Here is a 20,286-nt window from a genome sequence, read left to right on the forward strand (position 1 = left end):
GCCCCGCAATGCAAGGAAAAGGTCGGTTATGCATCAAAAGTTCACAAAACCCGACGCCGAATGGCGCGCTGATCTCAACGATCTGGAATATAAAGTTCTGCGCAAAAAGGGGACCGAACGCGCCGGTAGCCACGATAATTTCCCCAAGGAGCCGGGCGTATTCAACTGCCGTGGCTGCGGTCAGCCCCTGTTCACACAGGCCGATAAATTCGAGAGCGGCACCGGCTGGCCCAGCTTTATCCGCCCCATCACCCCCGACGCCGTGGACGAGCATAGCGACCGTAGCTTCTTCATGCGCCGGACGGAGGTTGTCTGCTCAAATTGCGACGGCCATCTGGGCCATGTATTCCCCGATGGACCGCAACCAACAGGTCAACGGTATTGCATGAACGGCGTCGCAATGACGTTCACAGCTACCGACGAATAGGCCACGCAACACGTGAAACGTTCCTTCAGCGGGCCCCAACCCGCTGAAGGAACACTCTTATTCCTCGGCGATCAGGTTACCCGGATTAAAGATGTTGCCCACAACCTGCGTGATGATCGACAACTCGTTGCCGAATGTTTCCGTTGTGCGGGAAACGATGCGCACAGAGTGGCCATCCTCAATCCCGTAAACCGAAACATCGCGCACGACGTCATTTTCATCGAATTGAATCGCAACCACGCGGCGGCCAACAACCTCCTTGGCGCGGTACAGATAGGTCTCGGTGTTGCTGGCAACGTAATACCATGCATCATCGGTCAGAATGCCTGTATCGCCCGGACGACCCAGTGCGGCGCCAACGGTCCGCTTACTGTCCTGGCCCACGACGATGCGGTCCAGTTCGATATCGGGCGGAGCATAACCGTGGCTATGCAGCAGTGGCGCACAGGCCCCGAGTGTGAGAGTAGCGACCAGTGCAAGACCACCCAGGCCAAGACCATGCACGCGAAAACCGGATATGCGGATCATTAGGTTGGCCTCCCATAGGCGTCAGGCTATTGCCAACCGTTGCTACCCCGCACATCCTCGCAGGGCAAGCAGAACAGATCACAAGGAGCGACCCTTCATGAGCAACGCACCTCACAGTGGACCGAAAATCGAGTTCCCCCGCCCGCTTGCCACCCACCGGTTGATCCGCGACGGGCAAACCCACTTTAACGAGACAGCAACCGCACAGGAACGCGCCGATCTGGCCGAACTGTTCGGAATCATCTCCATCGACCTGCTCAGCTTTTCAGGCACCATCACCCGTGAGGGCGAGGACGGCCTGCGGCTCAAGGGGCGCCTGCGCGCCACCGTCGTGCAAAGCTGTGTCGTGACCCTGCGCGATGTAAAAACCAAGCTGGATGAGGTGGTTGAGCGCCTCTACTCCCCCGATATCGACCCAGAGGATATCGATCTGGACAGTGATGAGGAGGACGCAGTGGAACCGCTGACCCGCACCCTGAACATCGGTCTGGTCGCGACGGAGGCAACCGCCCTGGCCCTGCCCCCCTACCCCAAGGCGAAAGGCGTCGGCGCAGGTGATTTGATCACGGAAACAGGCGCAGATGACCCCGAACCGGAGAAACCTTTTGCCGCATTAGCAGCATTACGCGACAAACTGGCGGATAAGCAGTAAGTTTCCCCTTGCACCTATGCGGCCAATGCGTATTTTGCCGCTCTCATTCAAGAGACGTTTTACGGGTGGAGTCGCGGCGCGATATTCCTTCCGAGCGCCACGAAACATCAGGGTCACGCGAGACCCGCGAAACGACCGAGGTTAGTCATGGCTGTTCCTAAGAGCAAAATCACACGCTCCAAGCGTGGTATGCGCCGTTCCCACGATGCACTGGTTGCAGCGAACCCGAACGAGTGCGGAAACTGCGGCGAGCTGCGCCGCCCACACCACGTTTGCCCCTCCTGCGGGCACTACGCTGATCGTGAAGTCGTCGCACTGGCCGACGAAATCGATCTGGACGAAGACGCAGCGTAACGTTAGCTGGTAGTCAAACGGGGTGCGGTACGGCCGCACCCATGGGAGGCAGACCAGATTATGGCCCGCAACATCGTGATCTCCATTGATGCTATGGGCGGCGACGCTGGCCCTGCCGCCGTTATCGGTGGCATGGTCAAGTCCGCCAATAAGAACGAAGAAATTCGCTATATCGTTCACGGGAACGAGGCGGAGCTTCGTCCCCTCATCGAAAAACAGCGCACACTCGACGGTATTGTCGAGATTCGACACTGTGACGATGTCATCTCCATGACAGAAAAACCCTCCCGCGCGATGCGCTCGGGCAAGGGCAGTTCCATGTGGGGCACGCTGCAAACCGTTGAAAACGGTGATGCAACTGTCGCTGTGTCCTGCGGAAATACCGGCGCGCTGATGGCAATTTCGATGCTACGCCTGCGCCGGGCGCCGGGCGTTGACCGCCCTGCCATCGCGGTTCTGTGGCCATCCCGTGGCCCTGCCGGACATAATATCGTTCTGGACGTTGGCGCCGATATCCGGGCCGAGGCCCGCGATCTGGTCCAATACGCCATCATGGGCACCGAATATGCCCGCCTTGGCCTCGACCTCGCCCTACCCCGCGTGGGTCTGCTGAATGTCGGGACCGAGGAACATAAGGGCCGCGCCGCCTTGCATGAGGCCGCCGAACTCCTCGAATCACATGCCGCGAATCCCGATGTCGGGATGGAATTTGTCGGTTTTGTTGAGGGCAGCGATATTGGCACCGGCAATGTGGACGTGGTCGTGACCGACGGTTTCACCGGAAATGTCGCGCTAAAAACAGCCGAGGCAACCGCCACGCTGATTCGCGGTTTCCTGCGCGAGGCAATGGAACACACAATTTTCAGCCGCATCGGCGCATTATTCGCGCTGACCTCACTGCGGCGCCTGCAAAAACGGGTTGATCCGCGCCGAATCAATGGCGGCGTGTTCCTCGGATTGAATGGCGCGGTTGTGAAATCCCATGGCAGCGCCGATGCGACCGGCGTGTCTGCCGCGATCAAGCTGGCCTTCCGTCTGGCCCAGAACGGCTTTTCGCAAAAGGTAGCGGACCGCGTCGCAAATGCAGCAAAACCGGAGGCCCACCCTAAATGACCACGCTACGCGCCGTTCCCGTTGGCTGTGGCCATTACTTGCCTGACCGGATTGTTCCGAATTCCGAATTCGAAAAAACACTGGATACATCCGACGAATGGATTCGCGCCCGCACGGGGATTGAGCGTCGCCACTTCGCCGCAGATGACCAAAAAACCTCAGACCTTGCGATCGCCGCGGCCAAGGCTGCGCTGCTGGATGCAGGGCTGGATGGCTCCGATATCGACGCCATCGTGCTGGCAACAGCAACACCTGACCAGACATTCCCCTCCACCGCGACACGCGTACAGCATGCCATCGGCGCAGGCGGATTTGCCTTCGACATGCAGGCCGTTTGCGCCGGCTTTATCTACGCGCTGGCCAATGCCGACGCGTTGATCAAGGCGGGTCAGGCCAAGCGTGTGATGGTGATCGGCGCGGAAACCTTCTCGCGCATCCTCGACTATACCGACCGCGGCACCTGCGTTTTGTTCGGTGACGGCGCGGGCGCACTGATTCTCGAGGCACGTGAGGGCGACGGTAGCTCTGATGATGCGGGCATCCTCAGCACCGATCTGCACTCGGACGGCAAATTTAATGACCTGCTCTACGTCGATGGCGGCGTATCCACGACAGGCACCGTGGGCCAGCTGCGCATGCAGGGACGTGAGGTGTTTAAACACGCTGTAACCAAGCTTTCCGCCGCTGGTAACACCGCCATGGAAAAGGCAGGCGTCGCACCGGATGACGTGACCTATGTTGTGCCCCATCAGGCGAATCTGCGCATCATTACAGCCGTTGCGCAGAAAATGTCCCTACCGATTGAGCGGATTGTGGTGACGGTTCAGGATCACGGCAATACCTCGGCCGCATCGATTCCCCTCGCCATGTCGGTGGCACGTGCGGATGGACGGATTAAGGCGAATGACCTGATCCTGATGGAGGCAATTGGCGGCGGTTTGGCCTGGGGTGCGGCCCTTATGCGCTGGTAAGGTGCCACTTTCGCATCACCTCGCAAGCCCCTGTTATTGACTCTCTTTCGTGAATCCCAATACCCTTCGTCGAACGACTTTTAGGGTACGAAGGATTCCAGCATGAGCGAGAAGACACTGACACGAATGGACCTCAGTGAGGCTGTCTATCGTGAAGTTGGGTTGAGCAGAAACGAATCTGCCCAGTTGGTTGAGGACGTGCTCAAGCATATGTCCGACGCACTGGTTACCGGCGAACAGGTCAAGATTTCATCCTTCGGCACATTCTCCGTTCGGGACAAAACAGCCCGCATCGGACGGAACCCAAAGACTGGCGAAGAGGTCCCCATCGACCCGCGTCGGGTCCTGACCTTCCGTCCTTCTCATCTCATGAAGGACAGGGTGGACGCGGGCAACAAAGCCTAAGTTCATTGGCGGGGGCACATGAAAAAATCATCGCAGGCATTCAGAACAATATCTGAAGTGTCGGAGACGGTCGCCGTCCCCGCGCATGTGCTGCGATTCTGGGAAAGCAAATTCACCCAGATCAAACCGGTAAAGCGCGGCGGTGGCCGTCGCTATTACCGGCCAGAGGACGTGCAGCTTCTGATCGCTATCCGCGAATTGCTCTACACGCAGGGGCTAACCATCCGCGGCGTCCAAAAGATGCTGCGCGAACATGGAGTAAAGTCCTTGTCCCAACGCTATGGAAATCCCGACGCTTCCCCCGAATCAGATCCCGAGGAAGCAGATCTGTGGAACGACGTACCGGCCGAAGGATTGGCCGAACAGGAGGACGACATGCCTGCTACGCAGACCGAACGCAAACCTGCTGACCCGCAACGCGCCGTTGCCATGCGCTCCATCCTGACCCGTTTGGAGAGCCTGCGGGAGCGGATGGACAACCATCCTGCACCAGATACTTCAGAATGAGTGAAAACGCGCTTGAAGCCGCTGGCGGTTTGGGGCAATACCTCGCGCACGGTCGGGCTATAGCGCAGTCTGGTAGCGCGTCCGTCTGGGGGACGGAAGGTCGTAGGTTCGAATCCTGCTAGCCCGACCAAAAATATTCTTGAACGCCGGTGCCCCCAGCCCCGGCGTTTTGCTTATGAGGCGACACGTATGAACCAGCCCCTCATGACTGCGACATCTGAAATCGGTGTTCTGCCCTCACATGCCATCGCATCGCTGATCGCCACGGGCGCAATCACTGCTACGCAGCCGATTCCTGATGAGCAGATACAGCCTGCCAGCCTCGACCTGCGCCTGGGCGCTGTTGCACACCGTGTTCGTGCATCCTTCCTACCCGGGACAGCGACAGTGGCGGACCGTATTGCCGATTTCGCGATGCATGAGATTTCGCTGGAGAACGGCGCCGTGCTGGAAAAGGGCTGCGTCTATCTGGTTCCGCTGATGGAATCACTGAACCTGCCCGCAACCATCGATGCGGTCGCGAATGCCAAAAGCTCAACCGGCCGCCTTGATCTGTTCACCCGCCTGATTACCGATCAAGGGGTGGAATTCGACCGAATCGATGCGGGCTATACCGGCCCCCTATGGGCAGAGATTAGCCCCCGCTCCTTCTCCGTCCTTGTGCGCCCCGGTTTGCGCCTGAACCAGATCCGGTTCCGCCACGGTCAGGCCATGCTGGATGACGACGCGCTCAGCGCGCTGCACAGCGCCACACGGCTCGTTGACGGCCCTGCACATATCGACGGCGGCTTGGGCTTCTCCGTGGATCTACGGCTGGGCGCAGGGCCCGTGGGCTACCGTGCGAAGCCACACACGGCGCTGATCGATCTGGATCGGCTCAACCACTACCCCGTTGATGCGTTTTGGGAGGAAGTCCACGCCACCGATGGCCGGATTATCCTCGACCCCGGCGCGTTCTATATCTTGGTCAGTCGTGAGGCTGTCCACGTCCCGCCGGATTACGCCGCCGAAATGGCGCCCTATCTGGCGATGGTTGGTGAGTTCCGCGTGCACTATGCGGGGTTCTTTGACCCCGGATTTGGCAATACCGATGCAGGCGGCGCGGGTTCGCGCGGCGTGCTTGAGGTCCGCTGTCACGAGGCCCCCTTCGCGCTGGAACATGGCCAGATCGTCGGACGCTTGGTCTATGAGAAGATGCAGCAGCGACCGCAGAAACTCTACGGCGCTGACATGAATTCAAACTATCAGGGACAGGGGCTGAAGCTGTCGAAACACTTCAAAACCTGAACCTGCTTAGCGGTTGCGCATCTCTTCCTCACGACGGGCGATTTCTTCCTCACGCGCGCGCAGGGCTTCCTCACGATCATGTTCGGCTATTGCCGCCTCGCGCCGTTGCAAAGCCTGCTCACGCTCACTCAATCGGTCGCGTGGCTGTCGGGCCTGGTTCATCAATTCGCCCGATTTGCGAAAGGCCGTGTTCATGCCGCGGCGCATCACCTGACGCATCACCATGTTGATAATTGAATTCAGGTTCATCTTGGCCTCTCTCAGCTCACTATTCGAACATATCGTCCTGATTGCGATTCGGGTCTTGCTCACCTTCACGCAGATCGCCGGGGGACGGGCGATTGTCCAGCAGTCCCGCCGCGCGCAATTCCTTCAGATCAGGCAGATCCCGCGCCGTTTCAAGGCCGAAATGCGCCAAAAACGCGGCCGTTGTCGTGAACGTTACGGGCCGCCCCGGTGTTTGCCGCCTGCGGCCCAGCTTGATCCAATCCAGCTCCATCAACAAATCGACTGTACCACGGCTGACAGAAACACCACGGATTTCTTCGATCTCGGCGCGTGTTACCGGCTCGTGATAAGCCACAATGGCCAAGGTTTCGATGGCGGCGCGGCTTAGCTTGCGCGTTTCGACCACTTCTTTTTGCATCAGGAATGACAGGTCAGCAGCCGTGCGAAAGGCCCATTCATCGCCGGATCGCACCAGTTGCACGCCGCGATCCGCATAGCGCTGACGTAATGCGCGCAGCGCCGCAGGCACATCGCACCCATGCGGCAAGCGCGCGGTCAGTGCAGCAGTGCTCAGCGCCTTGGACGATGCAAACAGAATCGCCTCAACCATACGCTGCTGCTCCTCGATCGGAGGGGCCTGAAAGAGTGTTTCCGTGCTCATCCGCGCCTCTTGAACTCAATCCGGCCAAAGCTTTCGACCTGCCGGATCTCCAGCGTGCCCGCCTTGACCAGCTCCAGCGACGCCGCAAATGTCGATGCCGTGGCCGAGCGGCGCTTTTTTGGGTCCAGCCGCCACGCCTCGGGCAAATATTCCTCCAGATCAGACCAATTCAACATCGTGCCGATCAGCCCCTTCATCCGTTCCAACGCCTGCTCCATCGTGTAAATCGCATCGCGTTTGAAATGCAGCGGCTCAAAATCATCACGGGTTTTAACCCCCGCATAAGCGCGCATCAACTCGACAAGGGATGCCTCATACTTCACGCGCCGCTTCATGCTGACATCCTCGGTCAGGCCACGGGCCAGAAAATCACGGCCCAACTGGTCACGCGCCATCAGCTTCGCCGCCGCCTTGCGCATCGCCTCCAGCCGCTGCAACTGATAGGCCAGATGCGCGGCCAGCTCCTCACCACTGGGGCCATCCTCAGCCGGATCAGCGGGCAATAGCAGGCGGGATTTCAAGAAGGCCAGCCACGCCGCCATCACCAGATAATCCGCAGCCAGCTCGATTCGCAGCCGCTTCGCCGCCTCAACAAAGCGCAAATACTGATCCGCCAACGCCACCATCGAGATTTTGCGCAGGTCCACCTTTTGCGTGCGACTCAACGTCAGCAACAGGTCCAGCGGCCCCTCGAACCCGTCCACGTCGATCACCAGCGCCTCAGCCGCCAGACGCTCATCCCGTTCGCGGATCAGCTGCTCGTCAGCCATCCCGCGCCTGTGCCTGCAACGCGGTCAATGCGGCCAAACCGGCCTGCGCATCAAATGGCGTCGGCACGCGCCGTTCTGCCAATGCCGCCGCCGCCCGTTGCGCCGCCTGCCCCGATAGACGCGGTGTGGCAGCGGCAATCTGCATCATTTCATCAGGGTCGCCATTGCAGTGCAAAATCATGTCACAGCCCGCATCCAGTGCGCCCTGAACACGCCCCGCAAAGGACCCACCCAGCGCGTGCATCGACAGGTCATCCGTCATCAGCAATCCGCCAAACCCGATTGCATCGCGAATATGGCGCACCACAATCGGGCTTAGCGTGGCGCAGGCTTGGGCATCCAGCGCTGTGTAGACAACATGAGCCGTCATCGCCATTCCGATGCCCGACAGCGCGGCAAAGGGCGCGAAGTCCCGCTCCAACTGCGCCGCACTGGCAGTAACAACCGGCAGGTCCAGATGGCTGTCCACCGTGCCGCGCCCATGACCGGGAATATGCTTGGCAATCGGCAGAACACCGCCGACCAGATGTGCATCCGCAACCGCCTGCCCGATCCGCGCAACCTGCCCAGGATCATCGCCATAGCACCGGTTCAACAAAAACGGATGGGTTTCGGAGCCCGCAACATCCAGCATCGGCGCGCAGTTCACATCGATGCCCAAACCGTGCAGTTCATGCGCGATATAGCGATAGCGCAGCGCCATCGCATTGGCCTGCAACTCCAACGGCAATCCGCGCATCAGGTCCAGCGGCGGCAAATGCTCCACCGCCAGCGGGGGTCGTAGCCGCTGCACGCGCCCACCCTCCTGATCAATCAGGATCGGCGCATTGAACCCGAGCACGTCACGCAGCTCCGCCGTCAGGGCGCGCAATTGCACCGCATCACGGATGTTGCGATCAAATATGATGAAGCCCCAAGGCTGCACATCACGGATAAAATCACGCTCCCACTGGGTCAGCGCCAAACCGGAAACGCCCATGATCAATGCCGTTTGCGTCATTTCACCACCGGTATGCACTGCAATCCACGCGCCGTCAGCGCCGCGCAGGCTGCACGTGTTTCCGTAGCCGAGCTATATCCGACCGCCCGCAACCGGAACAATATACGCCCGCCAGAGCTGGTCTGCTCGATATAGCGCTGCTTGCCAGCCAACAGGTCCGGCTGCGAATCTGCCAGCCCCGCCCATTGCAGCAGGGCCACCTGCTCACTGTCAAACGCGCCGAGCTGGATCATATGCGAACCCTGCGGGATCGCGCTGTCCTCAATCTCAACCGGTTGCTCAGGCTCAGGGGCGGTTAGAACTGTGGATAGATCGGTTGGCCGCGCCCGTGGAACAACACTGGTCGTGGGGGCCAGACGGGATCCGGTGTCTACGACCTCCGGCTCCTCCTCGACCTCCTCGGTGCCTTCCTCGACCACCTCAACCTCGGGCGGTCTGCCCTCGGGCTCCAGCGGCGCAGGGGCCAGCGTTACCTCATCCGGCAGCAGGGGGGCATCAACGCCGGCAACGACGTCGTTTACCTCCAGTCCCTGATGCGGCACCTGCGTGCCACCGGGCTCCTCAGGCTCCACCCGCATCGGGCCGGATTGCGCCAGAACGACCGGAACCTGCGTGACATCCTGCGTGCCCAGTCGCCACACCCACAGGCCCAGCCCGATCACCAGCCCGAGCGAGACCAGCGCAGCGACCGCACGGCCGAAACGTCCCCAAAACCCCGTTGATTTCGTGCCTTCAGGTGCCTGTCCGCGCATACCATGTCCTTTGACCACACCCTATTTGGTGAGTGGCCCTGCTCCAACCCCGAATTCCCGCGCTGTTCTGTGGCACGGGCTGCCGATTTCGTGCGCTTAGCGCATCTCATTCATCGGGGTAACGCCAAGGATACCGAGTCCCGCCGCAATCACAAGCTGACATGCCCGGATAAGGGCCAGACGCGCGCGCGTTTCCTCGACATCATCCTGTAGGAACCGCAGCTCGGGCACATCCTTGCCCCGATTCCACAGGCCGTGGAATTCGGATGCCAGATCATACAGGTAGAACGCGATCCGGTGCGGTTCGTGCACGCGTGCCGCAGTTTCCAACAGGCGCGGCCATTCCGCGATCTTACCGATCAGGGCCAGCTCCGCCTCATGCTTCAGCAGGGACAGATCCACATCGGCCAATGCTGCATCATCAGACGGGATTTCCGCCTTACCCTTGACCGAGTTGATCCGCGCATGGGCGTATTGCACGTAAAAAACGGGGTTATCCTTGGACTGCTCCAACGCCTTGTCGAAATCGAAATCCAGCGAAGCATCGTTCTTGCGCGTCAGCATCATGAAGCGGGTCACATCACGGCCAACCTCGTCCACCACATCGCGCAGCATGACGAACGTACCTGCCCGCTTGGACATCTTGAACGGCTCACCGTTTTTATACAGCTTCACCAATTGGCACAGCTTCACGTCCAGCGGCACCTTGCCATCGGACAGCGCGGAAACCGCCGCCTTCATCCGCTTGACATAGCCACCATGATCCGCCCCGAACACGTCGATCAACTGGTCATAGCCGCGTTCGATCTTGTCATAGTGATAGGCAATATCCGGCGCGAAATAGGTCCACGCCCCGTCGGATTTTTGCACCGGGCGGTCAACATCATCGCCATGATCGGTGGACCGGAACAATGTCTGCTCACGCGCCTCCCAATCATCGGGCAACTTGCCCTTGGGTGGCTCCAACGTGCCGCGATAGATCAGGCCCTTATCGTCCAGCGCCTTTAGCGACGCCTCGATCAGGCCTGTGCCATAGAGGGATTTCTCGCTGAACCAATGGTCCATGGTCACGCCCAGCGCGGCCAGATCGCCCTTGATCATGGTCAGCATCGCATCGGTCGCGAATAAACGGACATCTTGCAGCCACATATCCTCGGGCTGATCGACATAGGCATCGCCAACCTTGTCCTTCAACTCCTGCCCGACCGCGATCAGATAATCGCCGGGATAGGTGCCATCAGGAAAGGCAACTTCCTGCCCGTGCGCCTCTAGATAGCGCAGGTAGACGGAGCGCGCCAAAACATCGACCTGCCCGCCACCATCGTTGATGTAATATTCGCGCGTGACATCATAGCCCGCGAAATCCAGCAGGCTGGCCAGCGCATCCCCAAACACCGCACCGCGTGTGTGCCCCACATGCAGCGGGCCGGTAGGGTTGGCCGAAACATATTCAACATTCACCTTCGCCCCGCCACCCATGGTGGAACGCCCGAAATCGGTGCCCGCCGCCATAACAGCAGGGATCACCCGCTGCCACTGACCAGCAGCCAAGCGCAGGTTCAGGAAACCGGGTCCAGCAACCTCGGCCACGGCAATCCGGTCATCCACAGCCAAGCGCGCCGCCAGATCATCCGCAATTGCCCGCGGGTTCATCTTGGCCGGTTTAGCCAGCACCATCGCGGCATTGGTCGCCATATCACCGTGGGAGGGATCGCGCGGTGGTTCCACCGCGACGTTTCGCAAGTCGAGATCCCCCGGCAGCACACCCTCGGCGGCCATCGCCCCAAGCGTTTCCAGCACCAGCGTCTTGATCTCGGCAAACAGGTTCATCTCATCTCTCCTTGGAATACTCGCGGTTTAGCACGAGCGGGCGAGAGGTCAACGGGAACGCTCCCTAACTCCGCTTCATCTCACCCCGCAGGGCACGGTGTTCCTCAATCGCGAACCGATCCGTCATGCCCGCGATGTAATCCGCAACTATCCGCGCGCGCAGCGTGTCAGACCGCGCGCCCAGTGCCGCCTCGGACCAATCCGGTGGCAACATGCCGGGATCGGCCATGAAATCCTCGAACAGTTCACGCACCACCCGCGCTGCCTTGCGCCGCATGCGCCGCACGGTCCAGTGACGGTACATATTGGCGAACAGGAACGCGCGGATCACCTTTAGATCAGCCCACATTGCGGGCGAAAACTGGATAACCGGCGCGCCATGCGCCCGCACCTCCGCCGCTGAACTCAGCCCCGTAACACGCAGCAAGCGCTTGCTCTCCTCCAGCACGTCCTCAACCATCACGCCAAACACGCGGCGCAGGGCCTCATGCTGTCGGCGCTCCGCGTCCAGACCGGGCCACTTGCGGTCCACTTCCTCAAAGCATCGCCCGACGATAGGCAGCCCGCGAATATCGTCCACGCTGAACAGGCCCGCCCGCAAACCATCATGCAGGTCGTGATTGTTATAGGCGATATCATCGGACAGCGCGGCAACCTGCGCCTCCGCGCCCGCATGGCTGTGCAGCTCCAGGTCATGGCGTGCATCATAATCGGCCAAGGCAAAGGGCAATTCGCCCAGCACAGGCCCGTTATGTTTGGCGATCCCCTCCAGCGTTTCCCATGTCAGGTTCAGCCCGTCCCACTCCGCATAATGCCGCTCCAGATCGGTAACGATCTTTAGCGCCTGCGCATTGTGGTCAAACCCGCCATAGGGGGCCATCGCCTCGGCCAATGCATCCTCACCCGTATGTCCGAACGGCGGATGGCCCAGGTCATGGGCCAGCGCGACCGCCTCGGCCAAATCCTCGTTCAGCCCCAAAGTCCGCGAAATCGTGCGGGCAACCTGTGCCACCTCAATGGAATGCGTCAGGCGCGTGCGGAAATAATCGCCCTCATGCTCCACAAAAACCTGCGTCTTGTGTTTTAGCCGTCGGAACGCGGAACAATGGATAATCCGGTCGCGATCCCGTTGAAAAGCAGAGCGATGGGCGCTGCCGCCCTCACCGTGCAAACGACCGCGAGATTCCTGTTCTGTGGTGGCATAGGGGGCTAGCATGGTCTCTCTCCCTTGCGAGGCGGCACATCCGCGCCTATTTCGATAAGGGAATCGCATGCCGACCGAGGGGACGCAATGATGGACCTGACCTTACCGCCAAAAGTATCCGACCGCGCCTATGCGCGACTGGCCGAAATTAACGAAGACCAAACCGCCCCGCAGGCCCTGCGCATCGCGGTCGAGGGGGGCGGCTGCTCCGGTTTTCAGTATGAGATCAAGCTCGACGCAGAACCGGCGCCCGATGATCTGGTGCTGGAAAAGGACGGACAGCGCGTGCTGGTAGACAGCGTGTCCCTACCCTTCCTGACCAATGCCGTGATCGACTACACGCAGGAACTGATCGGCGCGCGGTTTGTGATAGAGAACCCTAATGCCACATCCAGTTGCGGCTGCGGCACCTCCTTCTCGCTCTAGCAGCAAAAAACGCAGGAGATTGATATGATAGAAGTCACGTTAAAAGACCCAAACCACATCGAACTCACCGCAACCGGCCGGATCGAGGGCCCCCAGATGGAAACGGCCCTCGATAAACTGATCGCCCTGTGCGAACCGCTGGACCACGCCACCTACCTTGCCGTTATGACCGACATTAACATGCCCGCAGGCGCCGCCATCACCGCCGAAATCGCCCGCCTTCCCAAACTGATGGGCCTGCTGCGCAAAATTGATAAGGCGGCAATCATTACGAACCAGAATTGGCTGCGCACCGCGGCTGAGATTGAGGGGAAACTGATCCCCAATCTGGAAATCCGCTGCTTCGATGACCTGACAGCCGCTCGCGCATGGGTAACAACCTAACCCCATCGCATTCTCCAAATATCCGCGCCGCAGGCATCCCCCCCTTCCCTCCGCCGACACGGCCCCTTAAAGCTGAACACCAATTCAGCGGAGGGGCCGGACCATGATCGTCGCAAGCTTTAACATCAACGGGATCAAGGCCCGCCTGCCCGCCCTGGTGGACTGGCTCAAGGAAGCCTCGCCCGATGTCGCCGTCCTACAGGAAATCAAATCCGTGGATGAGGGCTTCCCCCGCGAACCGATCGAGGATCTGGGCTATAACCTGGAAACCCACGGTCAAAAGGGCTTTAACGGCGTCGCTATCCTGTCCAAATCCCCAATGGAGGATGTCACACGCGGCCTGCCCGGTGACGATACCGACGAACAGGCCCGCTATATCGAGGCTACCGTAAACGGCTTGCGCATCTGCGGCCTGTACCTGCCCAACGGAAACCCCGTGCCGGGCCCTAAATACGATTACAAACTGGCATGGATGCAACGCCTACAGAATCGCGCCACCCAATTGCTGGCAACCGAACAGCCCTTCCTGATGGCCGGTGATTACAACATCATCCCACAGGCAGAGGACGCCGCCCGCCCCGAGGTCTGGACCGATGACGCGCTGTACCGTCTTGAAAGCCGCAATGCCTATCGCCGCCTGACCAATCTGGGCCTGACCGATGCCCTGCGCGCCACCACGCGAGCCGATAAAACTTATACGTTCTGGGATTATCAGGCAGGCGCACGGCAGAAAAACAACGGCATCCGCATCGATCACTTCCTGCTATGCCCGCAAACCGCTGACCGCCTGCAATCGTGCGAGATTGACGCCCATGTGCGTGATCGGGAAAAACCCTCGGACCACGTCCCGATCAAGGTGACGCTAGATTTCTGACCCTCGCGTCACGTCGTGGGCATATAGCCAATCAAACCGGCCCGCCGCGAATTCAGAGGCCAGCGCCCCGACGGCCCGCATCCCCAAATGCACCGCAGGGCGCAGCGGACCGCCAATATGGTCCAGCCGCCCCTGCGCCCGCGCGGCGCGCTGCACCCGCGTCGCACGCGGTTTGCGCAGTGCCTCGTACTGATTCAACGCAGCACCGCTGGCCACAGTATCAGCCAGTACCCACGCATCCTCCAACGCCTGGGTCGCGCCCTGCGCCAGAAATGGCAGCATCGGATGGCACGCATCCCCAACCAGAACCACCTTCCCATTCGACCACTGCTGCAACGGCGCGTGATCGAACAGCCCCCACAGATAGGTGCGGCCAACCTTGGCTAAGGCGGCCTCAGCCTCATCATTCCATCCGGCAAAGGCCTGCCGCAAATTGTCTGCGTCATCCTCCTGCGCCCAACCCTCACCGGTCCAATCGCGCCGTTTGACCACGGCAACAATGTTCAACAGCGTCCCGCCGCGCAGGGGATAGGTCACCAGATGCCGATCCTTGCCAACCGTCAGCGATGTCACACGCCCGACGCCGTCATGCGGAACAATGGCCCGCCACGCGGCATGGCCGGTATAGCGCGGCTCGGTCAAACCAACGACCTGCGCGCGCAATTCCGACCGCACACCATCCGCCCCAACGACCAGATCGAACTGCTCACTGCGCGTCCCTAGATGCAGCACCCCTGACGCTGCTTCAGCACCGCTAATGGCAGCGCTCGTCACGATCTGCACACCTGCGGCACGGGCCGCCTCAGCCAGAACCATTATCAAATCCGCACGGTGCAGGTTCACCGGCGCATGACCCCAGCGCCGCACCGCATCCGCGCCCATCGCGATCCGCATCAGGGGCGTACCGGCGGCATTGCGCATCTGCACCGCCACAGGCGTTACGGCACAGGAGCGCACCGCCTCGCCCAGACCCATAGCCGCCATCACTGCCATGCCATTGGCACCGATTTGCAAGCCGGCACCGACCTCGCCCAAATCAGGCGCACGCTCGTAAACCACTACGTCCAGCCCACGCTGCGCACAGGCCAGCGCAGTTGCCAATCCGGCAATGCCCGCCCCGACGATTCCGATCCGCATGTCAGCCTCCACCCGTTGCCCTAACGCAAAGGGGGCGGCCCCTCCCCGGACCGCCCCCCTTTATGTCATCCGCACACCACCGCTTAGCGATCGTCGCGATAAACCTTTTCCTTACGCTCGTGACGCTCTTGCGCCTCCAAGCTCAGCGTGGCGATGGGCCGCGCATCCAGCCGTTTCAGGCTAATCGGCTCACCCGTGACATCGCAATATCCGTATGAGCCATCTTCTATCCGTCGCAGAGCGGAATCGATTTTCGAAACCAGCTTACGTTGACGGTCACGGGTCCGCAGCTCCAATGCCCGATCGGTTTCCTCGCTGGCGCGATCGGAAACGTCGGGAATGTTGCGGGTTCCCTCCTGCATATCTGTCACAGTGTCTTTGCTGTCGGACAGCAGTTGAGCTTTCCATTCCAGCAATTTGCGACGAAAATATTCGACTTGCTGGTCATTCATGAAAGGCTCGCTTTCGGCCGGTCTATAGTCCGATGCCAGAACCGTTTCAGCTTTCATCGTTATCACCCTACGTTTTAAACGAAGCGGCCGATCATTGCCTTGCAGGGCAATGCGCAAGCGCCCTATCCCTCTGTATAAGGGCGGCATAAAGCGTTAATCCGCCGATGTCACGCGCGAATTGGACTGGGTTTTGGGCCGCATACTGTGGTTTCAAGGCAAACAGGAAAGGTTTTTTGATGAAATTCGAAGGCACTAAGGACTATGTCGCAACAGGCGACCTGACCGTTGCAGTAAATGCAGCCATTGCGCTGGAACGCCCGCTATTGGTTAAGGGTGAACCGGGCACTGGTAAAACGGAACTGGCTCGTCAGGTTGCTGATGCGCTGGGGGTTCCGATCCTCGAATGGACTGTAAAATCAACGACCAAGGCGCAGCAGGGCCTGTATGAATACGATGCCGTATCCCGCCTGCGCGACAGCCAGTTGGGCGAGGAACGGGTCCACGATGTGTCCAATTATATCCGCAAGGGGATGTTGTGGCAGGCCTTTGATGCGGATGAGCGCGTGGTCCTGCTGATCGACGAAATCGACAAGGCGGATATCGAGTTTCCAAACGATCTGCTGCAAGAACTCGACCGGATGGAATTTCATGTCTACGAGACGGGAAAGACGGTTCGCGCCAAACATCGCCCGATCGTGATCATCACCTCGAACAACGAAAAAGAACTGCCCGACGCCTTCTTGCGCCGTTGTTTCTTCCACTACATCCAGTTTCCCGCCCCCGACATCATGGCCCGGATTGTTGAGGTCCACTTCCCCAACATCAAAAAGACCCTGATGACGGAGGCCCTGACCCAGTTCTACGATATCCGCGAAACCCCGGGGCTCAAGAAAAAGCCGTCCACATCCGAGGCTCTGGACTGGCTGAAACTGCTCCTGGTTGAGGATCTGGACCCCGAGGATCTGAAACGCGACGGAAAGGACGCCCTGCCCCAACTGCACGGCGCGCTTTTGAAGAACGAACAGGACGTGCATTTGTTCGAGCGTCTGGCCTTTATGGCGCGGCGCGACGGGCGCTAAGCCTCGAAATTCAGCGCGGCCGTTAGCAAAAACCGCACCTGTTGCTCATAATGCGGCAGGTGCGGCGCGGCAAAGCCATCCAGCTTCAGCGAATTTTCGGCGACACACAGTCCCAATATTGCGGATGACATCAATGCCGCACGGGAGGGGTCGCCCAAAACACCCTCAATCTTGCTCTGCCACAGCTCGTCATAAACCTTGCGGACCAAATGTCCGACCTGCTCATCGTCCGCATTCATTTGGATCAGGCGCGTGACCGATGGCATATCAGACCCACGGTCCAGCGTTACAAACACCTGAACAATCGCATCAACCAGCGCGGCACCATCAGGCATAACAACACCGTCCAGCCCATAGGCCTCGTGCAAGGTTGCCTCGAACAATCCCAGCTTGGATCCGTAATATCGCGAGATCAGCGCAACATCGACGCCTGCCGCCCGCGCAACCTCCCGAACAGAAACATTGGTAAATCCCCGCGACCAGAACAGGCGTAGACCATGGGTCAGCAATGCCTCGCGGGTGGTATAGGATGTACTCAAATCACGCATAAACAGGCCGTCCCTCGCATAGTCAACAACCGTTGACTTAGGTTACTACAGCACATAAACTATTGAATAAGCAAGTTAACACAGTTCAGGAGTGATGCCTATCGCCGATCTTGCACTTATCACTGGCGCAACATCCGGCATCGGAGAGGCGTTTGCACGCCTTCATGCGAACAAGGGCGGAGACCTGATAATCACGGCACGACGCGCTGCGGAACTTGAGGCGATGAAGGCGGAGCTTGAGGCCACCCACGGCATCACAGTCTACGCCATTCCCGCCGATCTGGGCACGTCCGAGGGCATAGATGCACTGCTAGACATCGTTGCCACCATCGAAATTCCCGACATTCTGATAAATAGCGCAGGCTTTGGCGGGCATGGCCCCCATGTGTTGCGCGACTTGGCAACCGAACAGGCGATGATCGACCTTAACATAAAGGCCGTGGTCACAGTTACCCACCGAATTGGCGGCGCGATGGCACGGCGCGGCTCAGGCAAAATCCTGAATGTCAGCTCCACCGCCGGCTTTGCCCCCGGCCCGCTGCAAGCGGTCTATTTCGCCAGCAAGGCCTTTGTGACATCCTATTCACAGGCTCTGGATCAGGAATTGCGCCCGCGCGGCGTAACCTGCACCGCGCTTGCCCCCGGCTTTGTTGAAACAAACTTCGCAAAGCGCGCCGACATTATCGGCACCGCCTTTACCAAGGCAGGCGGCGCATCAGCGGACAGCGTTGCCCAATGCGGGTACAAGGCGATGCAGCAGGGTAAGTTGGTTGCAGTAAACGATCGACTGCTTGGCTTTGTGATGCAGTGGATGATGCCGCTCATGCCACGCCGCTTCGTTCTGGAGGCGATTCAGCGAAGCCAGTCCAAGGATTGAGTAACAATTTCGGAACGCTATTCCACTCCGCACGTTAGTAGGATGACGGCATTAACCGTCACTTATTTTAGTAAGGTGGAGATTTGACATGAATAACGATATTTTCGAAGGCAACTGGAAGCAATTCAAAGGCAACGCACAGGCTAAATGGGGCGAACTGACCAATGACGAACTGGATCAGGCGCAGGGCAACCGCGCCGTGCTTGAGGGCAAGATCCAGGAGAAATACGGAAAATCCAAGGAAGAGGCCAAGCGCGAAGTCGATGAGTGGATCGACAGCCTCTGACCTGACCACCAGCACGATTTGCACGCCGTCCCAGTGGGGCGGCGTTTTGCGTTGTACCCCTTACATTTCGACACAGGCGCACCGACCCTTCTGCATTGCGGCACACCGTCATTTACCTGCATATGGTAGAGCAACTGACCGGACATCCCATGCTCTCCACCCTCGCAGACCCGATCCTCCCGATATTTGCCATTCTTGCCATTGGCGTCTTCGCAGGCTGGCGCGGTCTGTTCGACGTGGATTTCGCGCGGACCCTGAACCGGTTCGTGTTCTACATCGCACAACCCGCACTGGTGTTTTTCGTCGTGGCGCGCGCACCGTTTGCTGCCTTTGATTACCGCGCTCTGGGCCTGTATCTGGTGTCGGAGATTGCGGTCTATGCGTTGGGCTACTGGGTCATGCGCCGCTATTTTGGCCGCGACCGTCGCGAAGCATTGCTGCTGGGCATGACCTGCGCCTTTGTGAACCACGTTTTCTATATCCTGCCCATTGCCGAACGGATTTATGGCGAGGAAGCCGCCTCGACCATTGCAGGCATCATCATCGTGGATATCGCGCTGCTATTTTGCGGCACTGTGCTGATCCTCGATCTGATGAAAGCCGGAACCGCCTCGCCCACCAAGATCGCCGGAATGATGGCGCGCAATCCCGCCTTTCTGGCCATTATCGCGGGTCTGGTGGTATATGCGCTGGAACCGCTATCGCCACAGGGGCTGTTTACCTTCGCTGAGTTCGTCGGCAATGCCGCACCGCCCGCCTCGCTATTCGCACTGGGCATCATCATGGCAGGCGCTGATTTTCGCAGGCCGGGCGGGGCCACTTGGTCAATTGTCGGGATAAAAACGGTTATCCACCCGCTACTGCTGCTCACCATGTTCGCGATGACCGAGGTAGACGCGGATAAGGCCGATATTGCCATGCTTGTGGCCGCCGGCCCCTGCGGCGCGATGCCCTTTGTCATTGGCCTGCAATACGGGGTAAAGACGGAGACAATCGCCCGCGCGATCCTGATATCAACCGGCATTACCCTGTTTACTCTGGCTTGGCTGACCGCATGACACTGACCATCCGCCCCCTGATTGCTACGGACGAACCTGCATGGCGCACCCTATGGACCGCCTATCTGACGTTTTACGACGCAACCGTGGCCGAGGAAGTTTACACCACGACCTTTGCCCGCCTACTGGGCGATGACCCACAGGATTTCTCCTGTCTGATCGCGGTAAAGGACGGCACGCCAATCGGCCTGACCCATTACATGTTCCACCGCCACGGCTGGCGCGTGGAAAATGTGTGCTACCTACAGGATCTCTATGTCAGTGACGCCGCCCGTGGCACCGGCGCAGGCCGCGCCTTGATCGAGGCTGTTTACGCCGCCGCCGACGCAGCAGGCGCGCCAACTGTCTACTGGATGACGCAAAACGACAACGCGACGGCACGCTTGCTCTATGACCGGATCGCGACCAAAACAGATTTCATAAAATATCAGCGCTAAGCTGACGAGTATGGCAGGCATCGGGCCAACGGCCCACCG

The 20,286-nt window shown here is 59.6% G+C and carries 27 protein-coding genes and 1 tRNA gene; 17 read left to right on the forward strand and 11 right to left on the reverse strand.

Annotated features, from left to right (window positions below):
* The first annotated feature begins 28 nt into the window (after window positions 1-28).
* Complete coding sequence (gene msrB, locus CR254_RS01040; protein ID WP_097927951.1) at window positions 29-427, forward strand: peptide-methionine (R)-S-oxide reductase MsrB; 399 nt, start codon at window positions 29-31, stop codon at window positions 425-427.
* Between the two features lie 57 nt (window positions 428-484).
* Here the strand turns inward: msrB and CR254_RS01045 are convergent, their stop codons facing one another.
* A complete protein-coding gene (locus tag CR254_RS01045; RefSeq protein ID WP_097928855.1) occupies window positions 485-955 on the reverse strand; it encodes an outer membrane protein assembly factor BamE in 471 nt (156 codons plus the stop codon).
* 97 nt (window positions 956-1,052) lie between these two features.
* On the opposite strand from CR254_RS01045, the gene CR254_RS01050 reads away from it, so the two are divergent.
* The 8 genes from CR254_RS01050 to CR254_RS01085 all read left to right on the forward strand — a co-directional run bounded on the left by CR254_RS01050 (window position 1,053) and on the right by CR254_RS01085 (window position 6,244).
* The gene (locus CR254_RS01050) at window positions 1,053-1,607 is read left to right on the forward strand and encodes a YceD family protein (protein ID WP_180955847.1); all 555 of its coding nucleotides are present in this window, start codon (window positions 1,053-1,055) and stop codon (window positions 1,605-1,607) included.
* Between the two features lie 147 nt (window positions 1,608-1,754).
* Entirely contained in the window at window positions 1,755-1,961 is a 207-nt protein-coding gene (gene rpmF / locus CR254_RS01055) for a 50S ribosomal protein L32 (protein ID WP_097927953.1), read from the forward strand.
* Between the two features lie 60 nt (window positions 1,962-2,021).
* Window positions 2,022-3,074 carry a phosphate acyltransferase PlsX gene (gene plsX, locus CR254_RS01060; RefSeq protein ID WP_097927954.1) on the forward strand — a complete coding sequence of 351 codons (1,053 nt, stop codon included), beginning with the start codon at window positions 2,022-2,024 and terminating at the stop codon, window positions 3,072-3,074.
* The gene (locus tag CR254_RS01065) at window positions 3,071-4,045 is read left to right on the forward strand and encodes a beta-ketoacyl-ACP synthase III (RefSeq protein WP_097927955.1); all 975 of its coding nucleotides are present in this window, start codon (window positions 3,071-3,073) and stop codon (window positions 4,043-4,045) included. The genes plsX and CR254_RS01065 overlap by 4 nt, the downstream gene beginning before the upstream one ends.
* A gap of 102 nt (window positions 4,046-4,147) precedes the next feature.
* Complete coding sequence (ihfA, locus tag CR254_RS01070; protein ID WP_097927956.1) at window positions 4,148-4,450, forward strand: integration host factor subunit alpha; 303 nt, start codon at window positions 4,148-4,150, stop codon at window positions 4,448-4,450.
* A gap of 18 nt (window positions 4,451-4,468) precedes the next feature.
* Window positions 4,469-4,957, forward strand: a complete 489-nt coding sequence (locus CR254_RS01075) for a MerR family transcriptional regulator (protein ID WP_097927957.1) — start codon at window positions 4,469-4,471, stop codon at window positions 4,955-4,957.
* 53 nt (window positions 4,958-5,010) lie between these two features.
* Window positions 5,011-5,087 (forward strand) — tRNA-Pro (locus CR254_RS01080).
* Window positions 5,088-5,146: 59 nt separating this feature from the next.
* Window positions 5,147-6,244, forward strand: coding sequence for a 2'-deoxycytidine 5'-triphosphate deaminase (locus CR254_RS01085; protein WP_245851337.1), 1,098 nt, complete (start codon window positions 5,147-5,149; stop codon window positions 6,242-6,244).
* A gap of 6 nt (window positions 6,245-6,250) precedes the next feature.
* Here CR254_RS01085 and CR254_RS01090 read toward each other — a convergent pair whose 3' ends face one another.
* The 7 genes from CR254_RS01090 to CR254_RS01120 form a co-directional block, all read right to left on the reverse strand.
* Window positions 6,251-6,493 carry a hypothetical protein gene (locus tag CR254_RS01090; protein WP_097927958.1) on the reverse strand — a complete coding sequence of 81 codons (243 nt, stop codon included), beginning with the start codon at window positions 6,491-6,493 and terminating at the stop codon, window positions 6,251-6,253.
* 19 nt (window positions 6,494-6,512) lie between these two features.
* Window positions 6,513-7,133: an SMC-Scp complex subunit ScpB gene (gene scpB, locus CR254_RS01095; RefSeq protein WP_097927959.1), complete on the reverse strand. Its 621-nt coding sequence runs from the start codon at window positions 7,131-7,133 to the stop codon at window positions 6,513-6,515.
* Entirely contained in the window at window positions 7,130-7,903 is a 774-nt protein-coding gene (locus CR254_RS01100; protein WP_097927960.1) for a segregation and condensation protein A, read from the reverse strand. The genes scpB and CR254_RS01100 overlap by 4 nt, the downstream gene beginning before the upstream one ends.
* On the reverse strand, window positions 7,896-8,903 hold the full coding sequence (locus CR254_RS01105; RefSeq protein ID WP_097927961.1) for a glycoside hydrolase family 3 N-terminal domain-containing protein: 1,008 nt from the start codon (window positions 8,901-8,903) through the stop codon (window positions 7,896-7,898). The genes CR254_RS01100 and CR254_RS01105 overlap by 8 nt, the downstream gene beginning before the upstream one ends.
* On the reverse strand, window positions 8,900-9,655 hold the full coding sequence (locus CR254_RS01110; RefSeq protein ID WP_097927962.1) for an SPOR domain-containing protein: 756 nt from the start codon (window positions 9,653-9,655) through the stop codon (window positions 8,900-8,902). Before CR254_RS01110 ends, CR254_RS01105 begins: the two co-directional genes overlap by 4 nt.
* Before the next feature lie 96 nt (window positions 9,656-9,751).
* Window positions 9,752-11,485: an arginine--tRNA ligase gene (gene argS, locus CR254_RS01115; RefSeq protein WP_097927963.1), complete on the reverse strand. Its 1,734-nt coding sequence runs from the start codon at window positions 11,483-11,485 to the stop codon at window positions 9,752-9,754.
* Between the two features lie 64 nt (window positions 11,486-11,549).
* Window positions 11,550-12,701, reverse strand: coding sequence for a deoxyguanosinetriphosphate triphosphohydrolase (locus CR254_RS01120; protein WP_097927964.1), 1,152 nt, complete (start codon window positions 12,699-12,701; stop codon window positions 11,550-11,552).
* An 84-nt stretch (window positions 12,702-12,785) separates the two neighbouring features.
* Between CR254_RS01120 and erpA the strand changes: the two genes are divergently transcribed.
* From erpA to xth, 3 genes are all read left to right on the forward strand, one after another.
* On the forward strand, window positions 12,786-13,115 hold the full coding sequence (gene erpA, locus CR254_RS01125) for an iron-sulfur cluster insertion protein ErpA (protein ID WP_097928857.1): 330 nt from the start codon (window positions 12,786-12,788) through the stop codon (window positions 13,113-13,115).
* Between the two features lie 24 nt (window positions 13,116-13,139).
* Window positions 13,140-13,499, forward strand: a complete 360-nt coding sequence (locus CR254_RS01130) for a SpoIIAA family protein (RefSeq protein ID WP_097927965.1) — start codon at window positions 13,140-13,142, stop codon at window positions 13,497-13,499.
* 103 nt (window positions 13,500-13,602) lie between these two features.
* Window positions 13,603-14,373 (forward strand): exodeoxyribonuclease III, encoded by a 771-nt coding sequence (gene xth, locus CR254_RS01135; protein ID WP_097927966.1) that lies wholly within the window; start codon window positions 13,603-13,605, stop codon window positions 14,371-14,373.
* Here xth and CR254_RS01140 read toward each other — a convergent pair.
* Entirely contained in the window at window positions 14,362-15,510 is a 1,149-nt protein-coding gene (locus tag CR254_RS01140; RefSeq protein WP_097927967.1) for an FAD-dependent oxidoreductase, read from the reverse strand. The two genes, xth and CR254_RS01140, sit on opposite strands and share 12 nt — an antisense overlap.
* 83 nt (window positions 15,511-15,593) lie before the next feature.
* Window positions 15,594-16,019, reverse strand: coding sequence for an RNA polymerase-binding protein DksA (dksA, locus tag CR254_RS01145; protein WP_097927968.1), 426 nt, complete (start codon window positions 16,017-16,019; stop codon window positions 15,594-15,596).
* A 179-nt stretch (window positions 16,020-16,198) separates the two neighbouring features.
* Here dksA and CR254_RS01150 point away from each other — a divergent pair, with 179 nt between their 5' ends.
* Window positions 16,199-17,041 (forward strand): AAA family ATPase, encoded by an 843-nt coding sequence (locus CR254_RS01150; RefSeq protein WP_097927969.1) that lies wholly within the window; start codon window positions 16,199-16,201, stop codon window positions 17,039-17,041.
* Here CR254_RS01150 and CR254_RS01155 read toward each other — a convergent pair.
* Window positions 17,038-17,589 (reverse strand): TetR/AcrR family transcriptional regulator, encoded by a 552-nt coding sequence (locus CR254_RS01155; RefSeq protein WP_097927970.1) that lies wholly within the window; start codon window positions 17,587-17,589, stop codon window positions 17,038-17,040. The two genes, CR254_RS01150 and CR254_RS01155, sit on opposite strands and share 4 nt — an antisense overlap.
* Before the next feature lie 94 nt (window positions 17,590-17,683).
* Here CR254_RS01155 and CR254_RS01160 point away from each other — a divergent pair, with 94 nt between their 5' ends.
* The 4 genes from CR254_RS01160 to CR254_RS01175 all read left to right on the forward strand — a co-directional run bounded on the left by CR254_RS01160 (window position 17,684) and on the right by CR254_RS01175 (window position 20,247).
* Window positions 17,684-18,466, forward strand: coding sequence for an SDR family NAD(P)-dependent oxidoreductase (locus CR254_RS01160; RefSeq protein WP_245851338.1), 783 nt, complete (start codon window positions 17,684-17,686; stop codon window positions 18,464-18,466).
* A gap of 88 nt (window positions 18,467-18,554) precedes the next feature.
* Window positions 18,555-18,752: a CsbD family protein gene (locus CR254_RS01165; RefSeq protein ID WP_097927971.1), complete on the forward strand. Its 198-nt coding sequence runs from the start codon at window positions 18,555-18,557 to the stop codon at window positions 18,750-18,752.
* Between the two features lie 149 nt (window positions 18,753-18,901).
* On the forward strand, window positions 18,902-19,810 hold the full coding sequence (locus CR254_RS01170) for an AEC family transporter (RefSeq protein ID WP_180955848.1): 909 nt from the start codon (window positions 18,902-18,904) through the stop codon (window positions 19,808-19,810).
* Complete coding sequence (locus tag CR254_RS01175; RefSeq protein ID WP_097927973.1) at window positions 19,807-20,247, forward strand: GNAT family N-acetyltransferase; 441 nt, start codon at window positions 19,807-19,809, stop codon at window positions 20,245-20,247. Before CR254_RS01170 ends, CR254_RS01175 begins: the two co-directional genes overlap by 4 nt.
* The last annotated feature ends 39 nt before the right edge of the window (window positions 20,248-20,286 follow it).

It is taken from the genome of Pontivivens marinum, from assembly GCF_900231835.1.
Taxonomy (GTDB): domain Bacteria; phylum Pseudomonadota; class Alphaproteobacteria; order Rhodobacterales; family Rhodobacteraceae; genus Pontivivens; species Pontivivens marinum.